Source organism: Gluconacetobacter dulcium (genome assembly GCF_014174165.1).
GTDB classification, from domain to species: domain Bacteria; phylum Pseudomonadota; class Alphaproteobacteria; order Acetobacterales; family Acetobacteraceae; genus Gluconacetobacter; species Gluconacetobacter dulcium.
On the sequence record NZ_JABEQN010000006.1, the window covers coordinates 112,622 to 132,261 of the forward strand.

24 protein-coding genes are annotated in these 19,640 nt (G+C 63.8%); all 24 read right to left on the reverse strand.

Features of this window, described 5'->3' with window-relative positions; translation table 11 throughout:
• Positions 1-15: 15 nt before the first annotated feature.
• The 24 genes from rplR to rpoB all read right to left on the reverse strand — a co-directional run bounded on the left by rplR (position 16) and on the right by rpoB (position 19,441).
• Positions 16-378, reverse strand: a complete 363-nt coding sequence (gene rplR, locus HLH25_RS06900) for a 50S ribosomal protein L18 (RefSeq protein WP_114727503.1) — start codon at positions 376-378, stop codon at positions 16-18.
• Positions 378-911 (reverse strand): 50S ribosomal protein L6, encoded by a 534-nt coding sequence (gene rplF, locus HLH25_RS06905; RefSeq protein ID WP_114727502.1) that lies wholly within the window; start codon positions 909-911, stop codon positions 378-380. Before rplF ends, rplR begins: the two co-directional genes overlap by 1 nt.
• Positions 912-921: 10 nt before the next feature.
• Positions 922-1,320 carry a 30S ribosomal protein S8 gene (gene rpsH / locus HLH25_RS06910; RefSeq protein WP_114727501.1) on the reverse strand — a complete coding sequence of 133 codons (399 nt, stop codon included), beginning with the start codon at positions 1,318-1,320 and terminating at the stop codon, positions 922-924.
• A 12-nt stretch (positions 1,321-1,332) separates the two neighbouring features.
• Positions 1,333-1,638: a 30S ribosomal protein S14 gene (gene rpsN, locus HLH25_RS06915; RefSeq protein ID WP_114727500.1), complete on the reverse strand. Its 306-nt coding sequence runs from the start codon at positions 1,636-1,638 to the stop codon at positions 1,333-1,335.
• A gap of 104 nt (positions 1,639-1,742) precedes the next feature.
• Positions 1,743-2,312: a 50S ribosomal protein L5 gene (gene rplE / locus HLH25_RS06920; RefSeq protein WP_114727499.1), complete on the reverse strand. Its 570-nt coding sequence runs from the start codon at positions 2,310-2,312 to the stop codon at positions 1,743-1,745.
• 10 nt (positions 2,313-2,322) lie between these two features.
• Positions 2,323-2,643, reverse strand: a complete 321-nt coding sequence (gene rplX / locus HLH25_RS06925) for a 50S ribosomal protein L24 (RefSeq protein ID WP_114727498.1) — start codon at positions 2,641-2,643, stop codon at positions 2,323-2,325.
• Positions 2,643-3,011: a 50S ribosomal protein L14 gene (rplN, locus tag HLH25_RS06930; protein ID WP_042059420.1), complete on the reverse strand. Its 369-nt coding sequence runs from the start codon at positions 3,009-3,011 to the stop codon at positions 2,643-2,645. The genes rplX and rplN overlap by 1 nt, the downstream gene beginning before the upstream one ends.
• A 14-nt stretch (positions 3,012-3,025) precedes the next feature.
• Complete coding sequence (rpsQ, locus tag HLH25_RS06935; protein WP_114727497.1) at positions 3,026-3,304, reverse strand: 30S ribosomal protein S17; 279 nt, start codon at positions 3,302-3,304, stop codon at positions 3,026-3,028.
• A 13-nt stretch (positions 3,305-3,317) separates the two neighbouring features.
• Positions 3,318-3,557: a 50S ribosomal protein L29 gene (gene rpmC / locus HLH25_RS06940; protein WP_182973373.1), complete on the reverse strand. Its 240-nt coding sequence runs from the start codon at positions 3,555-3,557 to the stop codon at positions 3,318-3,320.
• A gap of 3 nt (positions 3,558-3,560) precedes the next feature.
• The gene (rplP, locus tag HLH25_RS06945; RefSeq protein WP_114727495.1) at positions 3,561-3,977 is read right to left on the reverse strand and encodes a 50S ribosomal protein L16; all 417 of its coding nucleotides are present in this window, start codon (positions 3,975-3,977) and stop codon (positions 3,561-3,563) included.
• 56 nt (positions 3,978-4,033) lie between these two features.
• Positions 4,034-4,711, reverse strand: coding sequence for a 30S ribosomal protein S3 (rpsC, locus tag HLH25_RS06950; protein WP_182973374.1), 678 nt, complete (start codon positions 4,709-4,711; stop codon positions 4,034-4,036).
• Between the two features lie 3 nt (positions 4,712-4,714).
• Positions 4,715-5,119, reverse strand: a complete 405-nt coding sequence (gene rplV / locus HLH25_RS06955; RefSeq protein WP_114727493.1) for a 50S ribosomal protein L22 — start codon at positions 5,117-5,119, stop codon at positions 4,715-4,717.
• A 1-nt stretch (position 5,120) separates the two neighbouring features.
• Positions 5,121-5,399, reverse strand: coding sequence for a 30S ribosomal protein S19 (rpsS, locus tag HLH25_RS06960; protein WP_007399623.1), 279 nt, complete (start codon positions 5,397-5,399; stop codon positions 5,121-5,123).
• 12 nt (positions 5,400-5,411) lie between these two features.
• On the reverse strand, positions 5,412-6,242 hold the full coding sequence (rplB, locus tag HLH25_RS06965) for a 50S ribosomal protein L2 (protein WP_114727492.1): 831 nt from the start codon (positions 6,240-6,242) through the stop codon (positions 5,412-5,414).
• Positions 6,243-6,258: 16 nt separating this feature from the next.
• Positions 6,259-6,555, reverse strand: a complete 297-nt coding sequence (locus tag HLH25_RS06970; RefSeq protein WP_174787951.1) for a 50S ribosomal protein L23 — start codon at positions 6,553-6,555, stop codon at positions 6,259-6,261.
• A gap of 35 nt (positions 6,556-6,590) precedes the next feature.
• On the reverse strand, positions 6,591-7,205 hold the full coding sequence (gene rplD, locus HLH25_RS06975; RefSeq protein ID WP_114727490.1) for a 50S ribosomal protein L4: 615 nt from the start codon (positions 7,203-7,205) through the stop codon (positions 6,591-6,593).
• Between the two features lie 12 nt (positions 7,206-7,217).
• Entirely contained in the window at positions 7,218-7,901 is a 684-nt protein-coding gene (rplC, locus tag HLH25_RS06980) for a 50S ribosomal protein L3 (RefSeq protein ID WP_114727489.1), read from the reverse strand.
• A 10-nt stretch (positions 7,902-7,911) separates the two neighbouring features.
• Complete coding sequence (gene rpsJ / locus HLH25_RS06985; RefSeq protein WP_007282720.1) at positions 7,912-8,220, reverse strand: 30S ribosomal protein S10; 309 nt, start codon at positions 8,218-8,220, stop codon at positions 7,912-7,914.
• A 105-nt stretch (positions 8,221-8,325) separates the two neighbouring features.
• Positions 8,326-9,516 (reverse strand): elongation factor Tu, encoded by a 1,191-nt coding sequence (gene tuf, locus HLH25_RS06990; protein ID WP_182973375.1) that lies wholly within the window; start codon positions 9,514-9,516, stop codon positions 8,326-8,328.
• A gap of 94 nt (positions 9,517-9,610) precedes the next feature.
• Positions 9,611-10,087 carry a 30S ribosomal protein S7 gene (gene rpsG / locus HLH25_RS06995; protein WP_182949575.1) on the reverse strand — a complete coding sequence of 159 codons (477 nt, stop codon included), beginning with the start codon at positions 10,085-10,087 and terminating at the stop codon, positions 9,611-9,613.
• A gap of 15 nt (positions 10,088-10,102) precedes the next feature.
• The gene (gene rpsL, locus HLH25_RS07000; RefSeq protein ID WP_003621118.1) at positions 10,103-10,474 is read right to left on the reverse strand and encodes a 30S ribosomal protein S12; all 372 of its coding nucleotides are present in this window, start codon (positions 10,472-10,474) and stop codon (positions 10,103-10,105) included.
• 315 nt (positions 10,475-10,789) lie between these two features.
• Positions 10,790-10,933 carry a hypothetical protein gene (locus HLH25_RS19975; RefSeq protein WP_220791712.1) on the reverse strand — a complete coding sequence of 48 codons (144 nt, stop codon included), beginning with the start codon at positions 10,931-10,933 and terminating at the stop codon, positions 10,790-10,792.
• 42 nt (positions 10,934-10,975) lie between these two features.
• Positions 10,976-15,163 (reverse strand): DNA-directed RNA polymerase subunit beta', encoded by a 4,188-nt coding sequence (gene rpoC / locus HLH25_RS07005; protein WP_182973376.1) that lies wholly within the window; start codon positions 15,161-15,163, stop codon positions 10,976-10,978.
• A 105-nt stretch (positions 15,164-15,268) separates the two neighbouring features.
• Positions 15,269-19,441 carry a DNA-directed RNA polymerase subunit beta gene (gene rpoB / locus HLH25_RS07010; protein ID WP_182973377.1) on the reverse strand — a complete coding sequence of 1,391 codons (4,173 nt, stop codon included), beginning with the start codon at positions 19,439-19,441 and terminating at the stop codon, positions 15,269-15,271.
• Positions 19,442-19,640 lie beyond the last annotated feature (199 nt).

Here is a 19,640-nt window from a genome sequence, read left to right on the forward strand (position 1 = left end):
TGCGTGCCCCTTTCCTTAGAAGGCGAGACCACCCTCGCGGGCAGCCTCCGCCAGGGCTTTGATACGCCCATGATACAGATACGAACCGCGGTCGAAGACCACCTGCGTCACGCCGGCCGCGACCGCGCGCTCGGCAACCAGCTTGCCAACCGCCGTCGCCGCGTCGGAATCGGCACCGGTCTTCAGCTGCTCGCGCAGCGCCTTGTCCAGGCTCGAAGCGGCGGCAAGCGTACGTCCGGCGGCATCGTCGATGACCTGGGCGTAGATGTTCTTGCCTGACCGGAACACCGACAGGCGCGGACGCCCGCCGCCCTTGCGGCGAAGCTGGAAGCGCAGACGCTGACGCCGACGCTCCCGCAGATCCTGCTGCGTGCTCATTACTTCTTCTTGCCTTCCTTGCGACGGATGGTCTCGGTGTCGTAGCGGACGCCCTTGCCCTTGTAAGGCTCGGGCTTGCGGAAGCTGCGGATATCCAGCGCAACCTGACCAACCCGCTGCTTGTCCACGCCTTCGACCACGATGGCGGTCGGACGCGGCGTCGAGATCTTGATGCCCGGCGGAATCGCATAGACGATGTCATGCGAATAGCCGAGGTTCATGACCAGGTTGCTACCCTGCACGGCGGCGCGATAGCCGGTGCCGGTCACTTCCAGGGTCTTGGAGAAGCCCACGGACACGCCCTTGACCATGCTGGCCACCAGCGCGCGCGTGGTGCCCCACATCATCCGGGCCTGCGCCTGGGTGCCGACCGGACGAACCGCAACCTTGTTGTCGGTGATTTCGGTTTCGACATGCGAGGACAGCGGCAGCTTCAGCTCGCCCAACTTGCCCTTGGCCACGAACACGCCATCGACGATCGAGACCTGGACGCCCGACGGAACTTCGACGGGATATTTGCCTACACGCGACATGTATCCCTCCTCAGAACACGCGGCAGAGGACCTCGCCGCCAACATTGGCAGCGCGGGCTTCCGCATCGGACAGGACGCCACGCGGCGTCGACAGGATCGAAACGCCCAGGCCGGCATAGACCCGCGGCAATTCCTTGATCTTCGAGTAGACCCGGCGGCCCGGCTTGGACACGCGGTGGATCTCCTTGATGACCGGCTCGCCATCCAGGTATTTCAGCTCGATGCGCAGCTGGGCAATGCCCTTGCGCACCTCTTCCTGGGCGTAGCCACGAATGTAGCCCTCGCGGCGCAGGGCCTCGAGAACATTCGCGCGCAGCTTCGACGCCGGCGAGACACAGGCCGCATGACGCGCGCGCTGCGCGTTGCGGATCCGGGTGAGCATATCACCCAACGGATCAGAAAGCGACATCGTTCCCTGCCCTTACCAGCTCGACTTGACCATGCCAGGAATCTGGCCACTGGAAGCCAGATCGCGCAGCGCGATACGGCAGAGTTCGAACTTCCTGTAATTGGCGCGTGAACGCCCCGTCAGCTTGCACCGCAGACGCACGCGAACGCGCGAACCATTGCGGGGAAGCTCTGCGAGTTTCAGAGTTGCCTCGAACCTGTCTTCGACCGGAAGCGTCCGATCCATGACAATGTTCTTGAGCGCAATCCGCTTAGCCTTGTCCCGGGTTGCCATGCGCTGACGCTTGGCATTCCGGTTAACGGCGGAGATCTTGGCCATGCCTTGTTCTACCCTCCGGAACCTGTCGGGCCATCCCGACGGTTTTCCAAACAACGTGTCTAATAGGTCTTCTGACCTCTGGGCGGAAGCCCCAATCGCCGCAATTACGCAGCGAAGGGCAGATCAAACGCCTTCAGAAGAGCCTTCGCTTCCGCATCCGTCTTCGCGCTGGTGACGAAGATGATGTCCATGCCACGGATATCGTCGACCTTGTCGTACTCGATTTCCGGGAACACGATCTGTTCCTTCATGCCCATGGCGAAGTTGCCATGGCCGTCGAAACCCTTGTTGCCGGGCAGGCCGCGGAAATCGCGCACGCGGGGCAACGTGATGGTCACGAGACGGTCGAGGAATTCGTACATCTGGGCGCGGCGCAGGGTGACCTTGCAGCCGATCGGCAGACCGGCGCGGATCTTGAAGCCGGCGATCGCCTTCTTGGCGATCGTCTTGACCGGCTTCTGTCCGGCGATCAGCGTCAGTTCGGCAACGGCGGCGTCCAGCTTCTTCTGGTCGCCCGCGGCCTCGCCAACACCCATGTTGATGACGATCTTCTCGAGATGCGGAACCTGCATCACGTTCTTGTAGCCGAACTCTTCGCGCAGCTTCGCACGCAGCTCGTCCTGATAACGCTTCTGCAGACGCGGCACCGAGCGGGTGGCTTGTACTTCAGACATCCGCGCCTCCTCAGCCTTCGATGACTTCGCCGGTCGCCTTGGCGACGCGGACCTTGCGGCCATCTTCCAGAACACGGAAACCGACACGCGTCGGCTTGCCGCTCTTGGGATCGACCAGCTTCAGGTTCGACAGGTGGATCGGCATCTCCTTCTCGATGATGCCTCCCTGCTCACCCATGCGGTTCGGGCGTGTGTGGCGCTTGGCCACTGCCGCACCGCGCACCACGGCCTTGTTGTCACCGGGCAGGACCGAAAGCACCTCGCCCCGGACGCCCCTGGACGACCCGGTGGTAACGACGACCTGGTCGCCTTTCCTGATACGCGCGGCCATTACAGCACCTCCGGCGCCAGCGAGATGATCTTCATGAACTTGCGCGCACGCAGTTCACGCACAACCGGCCCAAAGATGCGGGTGCCGATCGGCTCCTGCTGCTTGTTGATCAGGACGGCCGCATTCCGGTCGAAGCGGATGGCGCTGCCATCGGGACGACGCACGGGGTACGAGGTACGCACGATCACCGCCTGGTGAACGTCGCCCTTCTTGACCTTGCCGCGCGGGATCGCTTCCTTGACGGACACGACGATCACGTCGCCGACCGAGGCAGTCTTCCGCTTGGAACCGCCCAGCACCTTGATGCACTGCACCTGACGCGCGCCCGAATTATCGGCGACGTCCAGGTTGGTCTCGGGATGGATCATAACCTATGCCCTTCTTACGCCTGCGCGCCGGACTCGACGCCGGCGGTGCCCAGCTGGGCGCCGTTACGGACGATCACGGTCCAGGTCTTGCGCTTGGAGATCGGCTTGCACTCTTCGATGCGCACCGTGTCACCAACCTTGCATTCGTTCTGCTCATCATGCGCCGCATATTTCTTCGAGCGGCGGATGAACTTCTTATACAGCGGATGCATGACGCGACGATCGACAAGAACGGTCACCGTCTTGTCCATCTTGTCGCTGGTCACCCGTCCGCTCAGGACGCGCCTCGGCATCGCCCGTCTCCCTTCAGGACTTCGCGGCCGACGCTTCCGCGCCGGCTGCACTCTTCTTCAACGCCTCGGACGCGATCGTCTTCAGACGGGCGATCTCACGACGCACCGTACGAACACGCGCCTGTCCTTCATTCTGGCCGGTCGCGCGCTGGAACCGCAGGTTGAACTGCTCGCGCTTCAGGTCAATGAGAAGCGCCTCCAGTTCTTCCGCGGTCTTGGCACGCAGATCGGCCGGCTTGGTTGCCTTTGCCATATCTCACGCCTCTCCGATACGGGTCACGAACTTGGTCTTGATCGGCAGCTTCGCAGCGCCCAGCGCCAGCGCTTCGCGCGCCAGTTCCGGCGAAACGCCTTCGATCTCGAACAGGATACGACCCGGTTTCACACGGGCCACCCAGTATTCCGGCGATCCCTTGCCGGAGCCCATACGCACTTCGGCGGGCTTTGTCGAGACCGGAAGATCGGGGAAGATCCGAATCCAGACGCGACCGGCACGCTTCATCGCACGGGTAATGGCCCGGCGGGAGGCCTCGATCTGCCGGGCGGTCACCCGCTCCGGCTCCAGGGCCTTGAGGCCGAACGCACCGAAATTCAGCGTCGTTCCGCCCTTCGCCAGCCCATGAATGCGGCCCTTGTGGGCCTTGCGGTACTTTGTCCGCTTGGGAGAAAGCATTGTTCTAAATCCTCACGCGCCGCCTGGCGCCGTTCTAGATCCTTAGGTTCCGCAGCTTAGCGCTGCGGAGCCTGCTCGGCGGCGCGCCGATCCTGCGCCAGCGGGTCCTGGGCGAGGATCTCACCCTTGAAGATCCAGACCTTCACACCGCAGGTGCCATAGGTGGTCTTCGCCGTGGCCACGCCATAATCGATGTCCGCGCGCAGCGTGTGCAGCGGCACCCGGCCCTCGCGATACCACTCGACACGCGCGATCTCGGCGCCGCCCAGACGGCCACCGCAGTTGATCCGGATGCCCTGCGCGCCCAGACGCATCGCCGACTGCACGGCGCGCTTCATGGCGCGACGGAAGGCCACGCGGCGCTCCAGCTGCTGAGCGATGTTCTCGGCCACCAGCGTCGCGTCGATTTCCGGCTTGCGGATCTCGACGATGTTCAGCGCAACGTCGGTCTTCGCCATACGGGTCAGATCCTTGCGCAGAACGTCGATGTCCTGACCCTTCTTGCCGATCACGACGCCCGGACGGGCGGCGTAGATCGTCACGCGGGGCTTCTTCGCCGGACGCTCGATCACCACGCGGGACACGCCAGCACCCGACAGCTTGCGGCGCAGGTGCGAACGCAGCTTCAGGTCGTCATGCAGCAGGCGCGAATAGTCGGGGCCAGCGTACCAACGGCTGTCCCAGGTGCGGTTGATACCGAGCCGCAGCCCGATCGGATTGACTTTGTGTCCCATGGATCAGGCCGCCTTCTGCTCGGTTGTCTCCGCCTCGGCCGAACGCTCGGCCACGACGATCTTCAGATGGCTGAAGAACTTCTCGATGCGGGACGAACGACCACGACCACGCGCATGGAAACGACGCATGACGATCGACTTGCCAACCTCGGCGCGCACCACCACCAGCTGGTCGACATCCAGCTGATGATTGTTCTCTGCGTTCGCGATCGCGCTTTGCAGGGTCTTCTTGACGTCCTGCGCGATGCGACGCTTCGAGAACGTCAGTGTCGCCACGGCCTGGGCCGCCGGCTTGTTGCGAATCAGCGCCGCGACCAGATTCAGCTTGCGCGGGCTCACGCGGATATTCCGCGTGACGGCCTGCGCCTCGGTTTCCGCGAGCGTGCGCGGATGCTTCGGCTTGCTCATATCAGCCCCGCTTCGCCTTCTTGTCCGACGAATGCCCCGTGAAGGTACGCGTCGGCGAGAACTCGCCGAACTTGTGCCCCACCATGTTCTCCGACACCTGAACGGGCAGGAATTTGTGCCCGTTATAGACGCCGAACGTCAGACCGACGAACTGCGGCAGGATTGTCGAGCGACGCGACCAGATCTTGATCACTTCGTTACGGCCCGACGCGCGCGACGCATCGGCTTTGTTCAGCAGATACCCGTCCACGAACGGGCCCTTCCAGACGGAACGTGCCATCTTCTTTGCCCCTTACTTACCGGTTTTCCGGCGACGGATAATCAGACTGTCCGTACGCTTGTTAACCCTGGTCTTGTAACCCTTGGTCGGCTTGCCCCACGGCGTGACCGGATGACGGCCGCCCGAGGTGCGGCCTTCGCCACCACCATGCGGATGGTCGACCGGGTTCATCACGACGCCGCGGTTATGCGGACGACGACCCAGCCAGCGACCGCGACCGGCCTTGCCCATATGCTGGTTCATGTTGTCCGGGTTCGACACCGCGCCAACCGTCGCCATGCACTCGCCGCGCACGACGCGCAGCTCGCCCGACTGCAGCTTGATCTGCGCATAGCCGGCATCCTTGCCGACCAGCTGGCAGTACGTGCCGGCCGAGCGGGCAATCTTGCCGCCGGCGCCCGGCTTCAGCTCGATATTATGCACGATGGTGCCGACCGGAATGGCCGACAGCGGCATCGCGTTGCCCGGCTTGATGTCGACGCGCGCGCCGGCCACCACCTGGTCACCCACCTTCAGGCGCTGCGGCGCCAGGATGTAGGCGAGCTCGCCGTCCTCATACTTCACCAGCGCGATGAAGGCGGTGCGGTTCGGGTCATATTCCAGACGCTCGACCGTGCCGGCCACATCGAACTTGCGCCGCTTGAAATCGACGAAGCGATAGGACTGCTTGTGGCCGCCACCGATGAAGCGCGAGGTGATGCGCCCATGGTTGTTGCGTCCGCCGGACTTGTTCTTGCCTTCGGTCAGAGCCTTTACAGGCTTACCCTTCCACAGCTCCTTACGGTCGATCAGGACCGTATTGCGCAGGCTGGGGGTGACCGGATTAAAGTGCTTCAGTGCCATGTCTTGCTACCCCGCGTCAGACCAGCTTCGCGGTCAGGTCGATGGACTGACCCTCGGCAAGCTGCACAAACGCCTTCTTCACATCGGAACGCTGGCCCGGGCGGCCCTTGAAGCGCTTCGTCTTGCCCTTCTGGACAAGCGTGTTCACGCCCAGGACCTTCACGCCGAACAGACCTTCGACCGCGACCTTGATCTCCGGCTTCGTGGCGTCGATCGCGACCTTGAAGACCACCTGGTTCTTCTCGGACAGCGCCGTCGCCTTCTCGGTGATCAGCGGCGCGCGAACGATGTCATACATCGTCTCACGCGACATGCGCTCCGCCTTCTTGCGGATTGCGAGCACGTTGGTCATGCCAGGCGCTCCTTCAGGCCTTCGACGCCGGCGCGGGTGATCGCGAGCACGTCGTGGTTGAGGATGTCGTAGACGTTCGCGCCGATGGTGGGCAGCACGTCGATCTTCGGCAGGTTGCGGGTGGCGCGACCGAAATTCTCCTCGACCGTCGCATCGACGATCAGGGCGGACTTCCAGCCCAGCGCCTGGACCTTCGCGGCCAGCTCGGCAGTGCGGCCCGACGACGTGGCGGCGTCCAGCACCACCAGCTTGCCTTCGGCAGCCTTCTGCGACAGCGCGGAGATCAGGCCCAGACGACGCACCTTCTTCGGCAGGTCGTAGCCATGATCGCGAACGACCGGCCCATGCACGGCACCACCGGTGCGGTACTGCGGCGCACGCAGCGAGCCCTGACGGGCGCTACCCGTGCCCTTCTGGCGGTACGGCTTCTTGGTCGTGCCGGAGACTTCGCCCATCCCCTTGACCTTGTGCGTGCCGGCGCGGCGCTTGGCCAGCTGCCAGTGCACCACACGCGCCATGATATCGGCCCGCGGCGTCACCCCGAAAATCTCGTCCGGAAGGACGGCCGTGCCGGCGCTCCCGTTGTCGAGGGTTTTGATTTCGTAATCCATTGCCCTCTATCCTCAGCCCGCAGCCTCAACCAGGGCCGCCGGATACGGCGCCTCGGCATGACGGGCTTTCTTGATCGCATCACGAACCAGCACCAGCTCGTTCTTGGCGCCGGGCACGGAGCCACGGACCAGGAGCAGGTTCTTTTCGGCATCCACCGCCGCCACCTCGAGATTGAGGGTGGTCACGCGCTCAGAGCCCAGGTGCCCGGCCATCTTCTTGTTCTTGAAGGTCTTGCCCGGATCCTGGCGGTTACCCGTCGAACCATGCGAACGATGGCTGATGGACACGCCGTGCGAAGCTTCGAGACCCGCGAAGTTCCAGCGCTTCATGGCGCCGGCGAAGCCCTTGCCCTTGCTGGTGGCCGTCACGTCGATCTTCTGCCCCACCACGAAATGGGCGGCAGAGAGAGTGGCGCCTGCTTCCAGCACGGCATCTTCCGCAACGCGGAATTCAACCAGCTTCTTCTTGGGTTCGACCTTCACGCGGGCAAAATGGCCGCGGTTCGGCTTGGAGACGTTCTTCACCTTGGCGTTGCCGAGCCCGAGCTGCACGGCCGTATAGCCATCACGCTCCTGGGTACGGACATCCACCACCTGCACGTTGTCGATATGCAGGACGGTGACAGGCACATGGGTGCCGTCTTCCTTAAACAGCCGGGTCATGCCCAGCTTCTTTGCGATCAATCCGGTGCGCATCGTCTGGACCTTAAAGTTTAATCTCGACGTCCACGCCAGCGGCGAGGTCGAGCTTCATGAGAGCGTCCACGGTCTGCGGGGTCGGCTCGACAATGTCGAGCAGCCGGCGATGAGTCCGAATTTCGAACTGCTCGCGGCTTTTCTTGTCCACGTGGGGAGAGCGGTTCACGGTGAACCGTTCGATATGCGTCGGCAGCGGGATAGGACCCCGAACCCGCGCACCCGTACGCTTCGCCGTGTTGACGATCTCTTTGGTGCTGTTATCGAGCACCCGATGATCGTACGCCTTCAGGCGAATGCGGATGTTCTGGTTGTCCATCGTCTATTCAGTCCAACTTCAATGGTTCGGGGGAACCCGAGCCGCCAAAGGAGACCCCGGCCGGATTGCTCCGGCCGGGGTCGCCAGTTCTGGTTACGAACCCGATCAGGCCGTGATCGAGGCCACCACGCCGGCGCCGACGGTGCGGCCACCTTCACGAATGGCGAAACGCAGACCTTCGTCCATCGCGATCGGCGCGATCAGCTCGACGTCCATCGCAACGTTATCGCCCGGCATGACCATTTCCGTGCCTTCCGGCAGGTGAACGACACCCGTCACGTCGGTGGTGCGGAAATAGAACTGCGGGCGGTAGTTGGTAAAGAACGGCGTGTGACGGCCACCCTCTTCCTTCGTGAGGATGTACGCCTCGGCCTTGAACTTCGTGTGCGGGGTGATCGAACCCGGCTTGGCCAGAACCTGGCCACGCTCGACGTCTTCACGCTTCGTGCCGCGGACCAGCGCACCGATGTTGTCACCGGCCTCGCCGCGATCCAGCAGCTTGCGGAACATTTCGACACCCGTCACCGTCGTCTTCTGCGTCGCGCGCAGACCGACGATTTCGATTTCGTCACCGACGTTCACGACGCCACGCTCGACACGACCGGTCACCACGGTGCCACGACCAGAGATCGAGAACACGTCTTCGATCGGCATCAGGAACGGACGGTCAACCGGACGCTCCGGCTGCGGAATGTAGGCATCCACGGCGTCCATCAGGTCGCGCACGCGGTTCTCGCCAACTTCCGGATCGCCTTCTTCCAGCGTCACCAGGGCCGAGCCCTTGATGATGGGGATATCGTCGCCCGGGAACTGGTAAGCGGACAGAAGCTCGCGCACTTCCATCTCGACCAGCTCCAGCAGCTCCGGATCGTCGACCTGGTCAACCTTGTTCAGGAACACGACCAGCGCCGGAACGCCGACCTGACGCGCCAGCAGGATGTGCTCGCGGGTCTGCGGCATCGGGCCGTCGGCGGCGGAAACCACCAGGATGGCGCCGTCCATCTGCGCCGCACCGGTGATCATGTTCTTCACGTAGTCGGCGTGACCGGGGCAGTCGACGTGCGCGTAGTGGCGCGCGGCGGTCTCGTACTCGACGTGGGCGGTCGAGATCGTGATGCCACGAGCGCGCTCTTCCGGCGCCGCGTCGATCTGGTCGTACGCCTTGAAGGTGGCGCCACCGGTCTTCGCCAGCGTCTTGGTGATCGCGGCGGTCAGCGACGTCTTGCCGTGATCGACGTGACCGATCGTGCCGATATTGCAGTGCGGCTTCGTCCGCTCGAATTTAGCCTTTGCCATCGTCTATCTCCGTTACCTCGGCCCACAGGCCGGGAGTCGGGTTGAAATGTTCCTAACCGGAAGCGTGCCGGTCTTTAGACCGGACAAACGCCCCTTACCAGCGATAATGACTGAACGCCTTGTTGGCCTCGGCCATGCGATGCGTGTCTTCACGCTTCTTCACGGCGGACCCACGATTGTTGACCGCGTCCAGAAGCTCGTTGGACAGACGTTCCTGCATGGTGTTCTCGCCGCGCTTGCGCGAGGCGTCGATCAGCCAGCGGATCGCCAGCGCCTGACGACGCTCCGTGCGCACTTCGACGGGCACCTGATAGGTGGCACCACCGACGCGACGCGAACGGACCTCGACGGCCGGCTTCACGTTGTCCAGCGCGCTGTGGAACATCACAACCGGATCGGCTGCTGCACCACCACGGCGACGCAACACCTCAAGCGCACCATAGACGATGCCTTCGGCGGTGGATTTCTTGCCGTCATACATGAGCGCATTCATGAAGCGCGTGATGACGACATCACCAAATTTCGGATCGGGAAGAATCTCGCGCTTCACGGCGCGATGACGGCGACTCATGCCTGGTTATTCCTTTTACTTCGGACGCTTCGCGCCATAGAGCGAGCGACGCTGACGACGCTTGGCGATACCCTGGGTATCCAGAACGCCACGCAGGATGTGGTAACGAACGCCCGGAAGATCCTTGACGCGGCCACCGCGGATCAGGACCACACTGTGCTCCTGCAGGTTGTGGCCTTCACCGGGGATGTAGCTGACGACCTCATAGCCGTTCGTCAGACGCACCTTCGCAACCTTACGCAGAGCCGAGTTCGGCTTCTTCGGTGTGGTTGTGTAGACGCGGGTGCAGACACCGCGCTTCTGCGGGCAACCCTGCAGAGCAGGCACCTTATTGCGCTTGGCTGCGGGCTCGCGGCCTTTGGCGATCAGCTGGTTGATGGTCGGCATACGCCTTTCCCGATCCTTACAAATTTCGGCCGGCCAACCGCGTCTCAGGTTGCCGACTGTCGTTCACAACAAAATCCCACCGAATGAGGATCATTCGCCTGGGCATCATATTTACATCCGGCCTTGGCGGCCCTTTCGGACCACGGCACCGCATGCCTGCATGCTGCATTCGACGGCCAACGACGTCATACGAGACGGGGCTAGCCGAGGGCGCGGAACCTACGAAGCCCCTGCCCTTGAGTCAAGTGTTACCTCGGGATTCGCGGCCGATTCCCGCCGAATTATCTCGGCAGGCAGGCGATGGCGGGCATGCAGTCACGGCAGGCCCGCCGTCGCGCGATCGTCGCGCATCCCGACCGTGCCAATCATCCGATTCGGCGCGATCCGGTCGGCCATCAGATACAGGACCTCGGCCCCATAGGAAAGGGGCCGGGTGTTGCCACCCGGCCCCTTCCACAACCCGCCCCTTCACAAGGGGCGGCAAACACCGCCGAGACGCGCTCAGCCGGCCTTGGTGACCACGGGACGGCCCTGCGCGAGGCGCTGGCGGTCCTGCCCTGCCGCGATCGCCCGCAGCTTGTTCATCACACTGCCCGTGCCCGCCGGGATCAGACGCCCGACGATCACGTTTTCCTTCAGGCCGTTCAGCGTGTCGCGCTTGCCGGCCGTGGCGGCCTCGGTCAGGACACGAGTCGTCTCCTGGAACGACGCCGCCGAGATGAAGGACTGGGTCTGCAGCGAGGCCTTGGTGATGCCCTGGAGCACAGGCATGGCCGCGGCCGGGCGCTCGCCCATGTTCAGGCGCTTCGTGTTCTCGGTCTCGTACTCGATCCGGTCCACCGTCTCGCCGACCAGATAGGTCGTGTCGCCGGGTTCGAGGATCTCGACCTTCTGCAGCATCTGGCGAACGATCACCTCGATGTGCTTGTCGTTGATCTTCACGCCCTGGAGTCGATAGACGTCCTGGATCTCGTTCACCAGGTAGTCCGACAGCGCCTCGACACCCAGAACCTTCAGGATGTCATGCGGCACGCGCGGACCGTCGACCAGCGGATCGCCCACGCGGACGAAATCGCCTTCCTGGACCGAGACGTGCTTGCCCTTGGGGATCAGGTAGTCGGTCTCTTCGCCCGTCTCGTCGTTCTTCACGATGACCCGGCGCTTGGCCTTGTAATCCTTGCCGAACTCGACGCGGCCGTCGGTCTCGGAAATGATCGCATGGTCCTTCGGACGCCGTGCCTCGAACAGTTCGGCGACGCGGGGCAGACCACCCGTGATGTCACGGGTCTTCGAGCCTTCACGCGGGATACGGGCCAGCACATCACCGGCACTGACCTGCGCCCCGTTCTCGACCGACAGCAGCGAATCGGGCGAGAGGAAGTAGCGGGCGTCGTTGCCGTTGGACAGCTTGATGACGTTGCCGTTCGCGTCCTTGAGCTGCAGACGCGGACGCAGGTCCACACCCTTGGCCGCCTGCTTGTAGTCGACGACCACCTTCGAGGTCAGGCCCGTCACTTCGTCCATCCGCTCGACGAGCGTGATGGAGTCGATCAGGTCCAGATACTCGACCGTTCCCGACTGCTCGGTGATGATCGGCAGGGTGTACGGATCCCACTCGGCCAGCTTCTGGGCGCGTGTGACCGTGGCCCCTTCTTCCACCAGCAGGCGCGCGCCGTAAGGCACGCGGAAGCGCGCACGCTCGACCCCCTTCTCGTCCGTCAGCACGATCTCGCAGTTACGCGACATCACGATCGGCACGTTCTGGCTGTTATGAACGACGTTGCGGTTGTTGATCGTCACCTGTCCGTCACGCGACGCCTCGACCATCGACTGCTCGGCGCCACGCTGCGCCGCACCGCCGATATGGAAGGTACGCATGGTGAGCTGGGTGCCCGGCTCGCCGATCGACTGGGCCGCGATCACGCCGACAGCCTCGCCGATATTGACCGGCGTGCCGCGCGCCAGATCGCGCCCGTAGCACAGGCCGCAGACGCCGACCCGGCTCTCGCAAGTCAGGACCGAACGGATCAGCATGCTTTCCACGCCGGCCTTCTCGATCTTCTCGGCCAGGGCCTCGTCGATCAGCAGGTCGCGCTTCACCAGCACGTCGCCCGTCGCCGGGTCCAGCACATCGGCGGCGACCGTGCGGCCCAGAATCCGCTCGGACAGCGAGGAGACGACTTCGCCGCCATCCATCACGGCACGAACCGTCAGGCCGCGCTCGGAACCGCAATCTTCCTCGACGATGATGCAGTCCTGCGCCACGTCGACCAGACGGCGGGTCAGGTAACCCGAGTTCGCGGTCTTCAGCGCGGTGTCCGCCAGCCCCTTGCGGGCGCCGTGGGTCGAGGTGAAGTAATCGAGAACCGACAGGCCTTCCTTGAAGTTGGCGATGATCGGCTGCTCGATGATCTCGCCCGACGGCTTGGCCATCAGGCCGCGCATGCCGGCCAGCTGCTTCATCTGCGCCGGCGACCCACGGGCACCGGAATGGCTCATCATCCACACCGAGTTCGTGACCTTGCCGACCTCCTGGCGCGAGATCTCCTTCATCATCGCGGCCTGCACCTCGTCGGTGCAGCGCGACCAGGCATCGACCACCTTGTTGTAGCGCTCGCCAGCGGTGATCAGACCGTCCTGATACTGCTGTTCGAACTCCTTCACCTCGGTGGCGGTGCGATCGACCAGGCCCTTCTTCTCGGTCGGGATGATCATGTCATCCTTGCCGAACGAAATGCCGGCCTTGGCCGCGTGACGGAAGCCCAGCCCCATCATGCGGTCGCAGAAGATCACCGCTTCCTTCTGACCGCAGTGACGATAGACCGCGTCGATCACGTCCGACACGTTCTTCTTCGTCAGCTGCTTGTTGATCAGCGCGAAGGGAATCGCCGCATGACGCGGCAGGATCTGCGCGATCAGCATACGGCCCGGCGTGGTGATGACGGTCTGGCGCACGGGCTTGCCGTCGGCATCCACCGTCTCGTACCGCGCGACGATCTTGTCATGCAGCTTGATGGCGCCGGCCGACAGGGCGTACTCGACCTCGCCGACCGTGGCGAAGGACGAGGCGCCCTGCACCGTGATCCGGCCCTCGGCGTCGTACTCGTTACGGTCGGGCGTGACGCGGAACTCGGGGGTCTCGAGGCTGAGATAATACAGCCCCAGCACGATGTCCTGCGACGGCACGATGATCGGCTTGCCGTTGGCGGGGCTGAGGATGTTGTTGGTCGACATCATCAGCACGCGCGCTTCCAACTGGGCCTCGAGGCTCAGCGGGACGTGCACGGCCATCTGGTCGCCGTCGAAATCCGCGTTGAAGGCAGTGCAGACCAGCGGGTGAAGCTGGATCGCCTTGCCTTCGATCAGCACCGGCTCGAACGCCTGGATGCCCAGGCGGTGCAGCGTCGGCGCGCGGTTCAGCATCACCGGATGCTCGCGGATGACCTCTTCGAGGATGTCCCACACCTCGGGACGCTCCTTCTCCACCATCCGCTTCGCGGCCTTGATGGTGGTGGCGTGACCGTATTTCTCGAGCTTCGAGTAGATGAACGGCTTGAACAGCTCCAGCGCCATCTTCTTAGGCAGACCGCACTGGTGCAGCTTCAGTTCCGGCCCGACCACGATCACCGAACGGCCCGAATAATCGACGCGCTTGCCCAGCAGGTTCTGACGGAAGCGACCCTGCTTGCCCTTGAGCATGTCGGACAGCGACTTCAGCGGCCGCTTGTTGGCGCCCGTGATCGCCCGGCCGCGACGGCCGTTATCGAACAGCGCATCGACCGATTCCTGCAACATGCGCTTTTCGTTGCGGACGATGATGTCCGGCGCGCGCAGCTCGATCAGCCGCTTCAAGCGGTTGTTACGGTTGATGACGCGGCGATACAGGTCGTTCAGGTCGGAGGTCGCGAAACGGCCGCCATCGAGCGGGACGAGCGGACGCAGCTCCGGCGGGATCACCGGGATGAGGTCCATGATCATCCACTCGGGGCGCGATTCGCTCTCGGCGAACGCCTCGATCAGCTTCAGGCGCTTGACCAGCTTCTTGCGCTTGGCCTCGGACGTCGTGTCCTTCAACTCCTGGCGCAGACGCTCCTTGTCGGCCTTGCAGTCGATCCGCTCCAGGACCTTCTTGATGGCCTCGGCGCCGATTCCGACCTCGATCCCTTCTTCGCCATGCTCGTCCATGACGTCGAGATACTGGTCTTCGTTCAGCAGGCTGTACTGCTTGAGCGGCGAGGTGCCGGGCTCCAGCACCACGTAGCTTTCGAAATACAGGATCTTTTCCAGATCCTTCAGCGTCATGTCGACCATCAGGCCGATGCGGCTGGGCAGCGACTTCAGGAACCAGATATGCGCGACCGGGCTGGCAAGCTCGATATGGCCCATCCGCTCGCGGCGGACCTTGGCCAGCGTGACCTCAACGCCGCACTTTTCGCAGATGATGCCGCGGAACTTCATGCGCTTGTACTTGCCGCACAGGCACTCGTAGTCCTTGATCGGCCCGAAGATCCGCGCGCAGAACAGGCCGTCGCGCTCGGGCTTGAAGGTCCGGTAGTTGATGGTCTCGGGCTTCTTGATCTCGCCGTACGACCAGGACCGGATCTGCTCGGACGAAGCGAGCTGGATCTTGATCTGATCGAAGACCGTGGTCTGGCCAGTCTGGCCCAGGATCTTCATGAGTTCGTTCATGCGCCGCAAACCCCCTGGGGGAAATGAATGGCTGCGACCCGCCGGGCCGCAACCATCCATGAAAAAAGAACAGATAGAGACGAAGTGGTGTGACTGACGGCGGCGTCAGTCGCCACTCTGCTCCAGATCCACGTTCAGGCCGAGCGACTTCAGTTCCTTGATCAGAACGTTGAAGCTCTCGGGGATACCGGCCTCGAAATCGTCCTGCTCGCGCACGATCGCTTCGTAGACCTTGGTGCGGCCGGACACGTCGTCCGACTTCACCGTGAGCATTTCCTGCAGCGTGTAGGCCGCGCCGTAGGCTTCCAGCGCCCAGACCTCCATTTCGCCGAAACGCTGGCCGCCGAACTGGGCCTTGCCGCCCAGAGGCTGCTGCGTGACCAGCGAATACGGACCGATCGACCGAGCATGGATCTTGTCGTCGACCAGGTGATGCAGCTTGAGCATGTAGATGTAGCCCACCGTGGTCACACGCTCGAACTTCTCGCCCGTGCGCCCGTCGATCAGCTGCGACTGGCCCGACTTGTTGACGCCGGCATCCGCCAGCATCGCCTCAATATCGGGGATCGACGCGCCGTCGAACACCGGGGTCGCGATCGGCACGCCCTTGCGCAGGTTGTTGGCCAGTTCGACCAGTTGCTCGTTGGGCAAGGTGACGATGGAATCGTCATACACCTTGTCGCCATAGACGGCCTTCAGTCGGTCCAGCAGTTCCTGCTTCTTCTCGCCGGTGCGCTGGTATTCATCCACCAGTCCGCCGATCCCTTTGCCGATATTGGCGCAGGCCCAGCCCAGATGGGTCTCCAGGATCTGCCCGACATTCATGCGCGAGGGCACGCCCAGCGGGTTCAGCACCAGATCGACCGGCGTGCCGTCCTCGAGGAACGGCATGTCTTCCACCGGCACGACGCGCGACACCACACCCTTGTTGCCGTGGCGGCCGGCCATCTTGTCGCCGGGCTGCAGCTTGCGCTTCACCGCGACGAACACCTTGACCATCTTCATCACGCCGGGCGGCAACTCGTCGCCGCGCTGCAGCTTCTCGACCTTGCTTTCGAAGCGCGCCTGGATGCGGGCCACGGCGGCATCGAACTCGCGCCGCAGCACTTCCAGCTCGACCATCACCGGATCGGCGGCGACGGTGATGTTGCGCCATGCACCGCGCGGATGCTCGGCCAGCACTTCCTCGGTGATCTCGGTGCCCGAACGGATGCCCTTGAAGCCCGTGCCGGATACCTGCCCCACCAGACGCTCGCGCAGCCGGTTGTAGAACGACCGCTCCTGGATCGCGCGCTCGTCGTCGCGGTCCTTGGCCAGACGCTCGATCTCGGCGCGCTCGATCGCCATCGCGCGCTCGTCCTTGTCGACGCCGCGACGCGAGAAGACCCGCACATCGACGATCGTGCCGGTGGTGCCGGGCGGCAGCTTCAGCGACGTATCGCGGACATCCGATGCCTTTTCGCCGAAGATGGCGCGCAGCAGCTTCTCTTCCGGCGTCATCGGGCTTTCGCCCTTCGGCGTCACCTTGCCGACCAGGATGTCGCCCGGATTCACCTCGGCGCCGACATAGACGATGCCCGCCTCGTCGAGATTGCGCAGGGCTTCCTCGCCGACATTGGGAATGTCGCGGGTGATTTCCTCCTGACCCAGCTTGGTATCGCGGGCCATGACCTCGAATTCCTCGATATGGATCGAGGTGAAGACGTCATCGCGAGCGATCCGCTCGGAGATCAGGATCGAATCTTCGAAATTGTACCCGTTCCACGGCATGAACGCGACCAGCACGTTCCGGCCCAGCGCCAGTTCGCCCAGTTCGGTCGAGGGGCCGTCGGCGATGATGTCGCCGGCCAGCACCTGGTCGCCCACGCGCACCAGCGGACGCTGGTTGATGCAGGTGGACTGGTTCGAGCGCATATATTTGCGCAGACGGTAGATATCGACGCCCTGGGTCGCCCCGGCCGCGTCGGTGGCACGGACGACGATGCGCGCGCCGTCGATCTGGTCGATCACGCCGCTGCGTCGGGCCACGATCGTCGCACCCGAATCGTGCGCCACGGCCGCTTCCATGCCCGTGCCGACCAGCGGCGCATCGGAGCGGACCAGCGGCACCGCCTGACGCTGCATGTTCGAGCCCATCAGCGCGCGGTTCGCGTCATCGTTCTCCAGGAACGGGATCAGCGCGGCCGCGACCGAGACAAGCTGCTTGGGCGACACGTCACAGGCGGTCACCTCTTCCGGCTTCACCAGACGGAAATCCCCGCCACGACGCACCGAAACCAGTTCGTCGGTCAGACGGCCATCCTGATCCTGCTTCGCATCGGCCTGGGCGACGATCAGCTTTTCCTCTTCCATGGCGGAGAGGTATTTCCAGCCGTCCTGCAGCACGCCGTCACGCACCAGGCGATACGGAGTTTCGATGAAGCCGTACTTGTTCACCTTGGCGTAGGTCGCCAGCGAGTTGATCAGACCGATGTTCGGCCCTTCCGGCGTCTCGATCGGGCAGATGCGGCCATAATGGGTCGGATGAACGTCGCGCACCTCGAAGCCGGCACGCTCACGGGTCAGACCGCCCGGGCCAAGCGCCGAGAGGCGGCGCTTATGCGTCACTTCCGACAGCGGGTTGGTCTGGTCCATGAACTGGCTGAGCTGCGACGAGCCGAAGAACTCGCGCACCGCCGCCGCCGCCGGCTTGGCGTTGATCAGATCATGCGGCATCACGGTGTCGATATCGACCGAGCCCATGCGCTCGCGGATCGCACGCTCCATGCGCAGCAGGCCGACGCGATACTGGTTTTCCATCAGCTCGCCGACCGAGCGGACGCGACGGTTGCCTAGATTGTCGATGTCGTCGATCGCGCCGCGGCCGTCCTTCAGCTCGCACATGATCTTGACGGTGCGCAGGATGTCTTCCTTGCGCAGCACGCGCATGGTATCCGGTGCGTCCAGGCCCAGGCGCATGTTCATCTTCACGCGGCCGACCGCCGAGAGGTCGTAGCGGTCCGCGTCGAAGAACAGACCCGAGAACATCGCTTCGGCGGTTTCCGGGGTCGGCGGCTCACCGGGGCGCATCACGCGATAGATGTCGGTCAGCGCATCGTCGCGCGAGCCGTTCTTGTCAACCGCCAGCGTGTTGCGGATCCACGGGCCGTTCGCGGCATCGACCGCCAGCGTCGGCAGGCAGTCGACGCCCGCCTCTTCCAGGGCCTCGAGACGCGCCTCGGTCAGTTCCTCGCCAGCCTCGGCATAGATCTCGCCGGTCTCGGGATTGACCAGATCATGCGCCACGTAACGACCGACCAGACCGGCGGCGCCGACCAGCACTTCCTTGGTCGTCTCGGCGATCTTGCGCACCATGCGGGCGGTCAGCTTGGCGTCGGCCTCGGCCACCACTTCGCCGCTCTGCGCGTCCACCAGCGGCTCCAGCAGCTTCATGCCGCGGAACGACTCGGCGTCGAACGGACGGGCCCAGCCCTTGGGGCCTTTGGTGAAGACGACCTTGTTGTAGAAATAGCCCAGGATCTCGTCGGCATCCATGCCGCGGATCTCCAACGCGTCCACGTCGCCGCCCTCGGCGGTCTTCGCGGCACGGGCGGCGGCCGAAGCCTCGCCTTCCAGGGCGTACAGCAGCGTCGTGACCGGCAGCTTCCGCTTGCGGTCGATGCGGACGTAGATCAGGTCCTTGCTGTCGAATTCAAAATCGAGCCACGAGCCGCGATAGGGGATGACGCGGGCGGCGAACAGGAACTTGCCCGAGGAATGGGTCTTGCCCTTGTCGTGATCGAAGAACACGCCGGGGCTGCGGTGCATCTGGCTGACGATGACGCGCTCGGTGCCGTTGATGATGAAGGTGCCGTTATCCGTCATCAGCGGCATGTCGCCCATATAGACGGGCTGTTCCTTGATGTCGCGGATCGAGCGCGAACCGGTATCCTCGTCGACATCCCACACGATCAGGCGCAGGACCACCTTCAGCGGCGCCGCGAAGGTCAGGCCGCGCTGGATGCATTCCTCGACATCGTATTTCGGCTCTTCGAGTTCGTAATGCACGAACTCCAGGCGGCCGCGCCCGGCGAAATCATTGATCGGAAAAACCGAACGGAACACTTCCTGCAGGCCGGTCTGCGTCCGGCTGTCGGGCGACACGTTCATCTGCAGGAACGCCTCGTAACTGGCGCGCTGCACGTCGATCAGATTGGGCATCGGAGCGATTTCGGGTATCCGCCCGAAGCTCTTGCGGATGCGCTTGCGTCCCGTGAACGATTTCGTAATGGCGTTCATCGTCTATCCTGCCCCCATCCCCGACGACCCGGACCTTTCCGCGCCCGGAACCCGGAGCCACGGCGACCGAAAGCGGATCATCACAAACCATCCATGCCTGGGCGCCGAAACCGGCGCCCCCGCCCACCCCGAAAGATGGGCCTTCTACCGCCGAAGGCGCCCGAGACCTTGCGGTCAGGGCGCCAGAACGGCCAAGGGG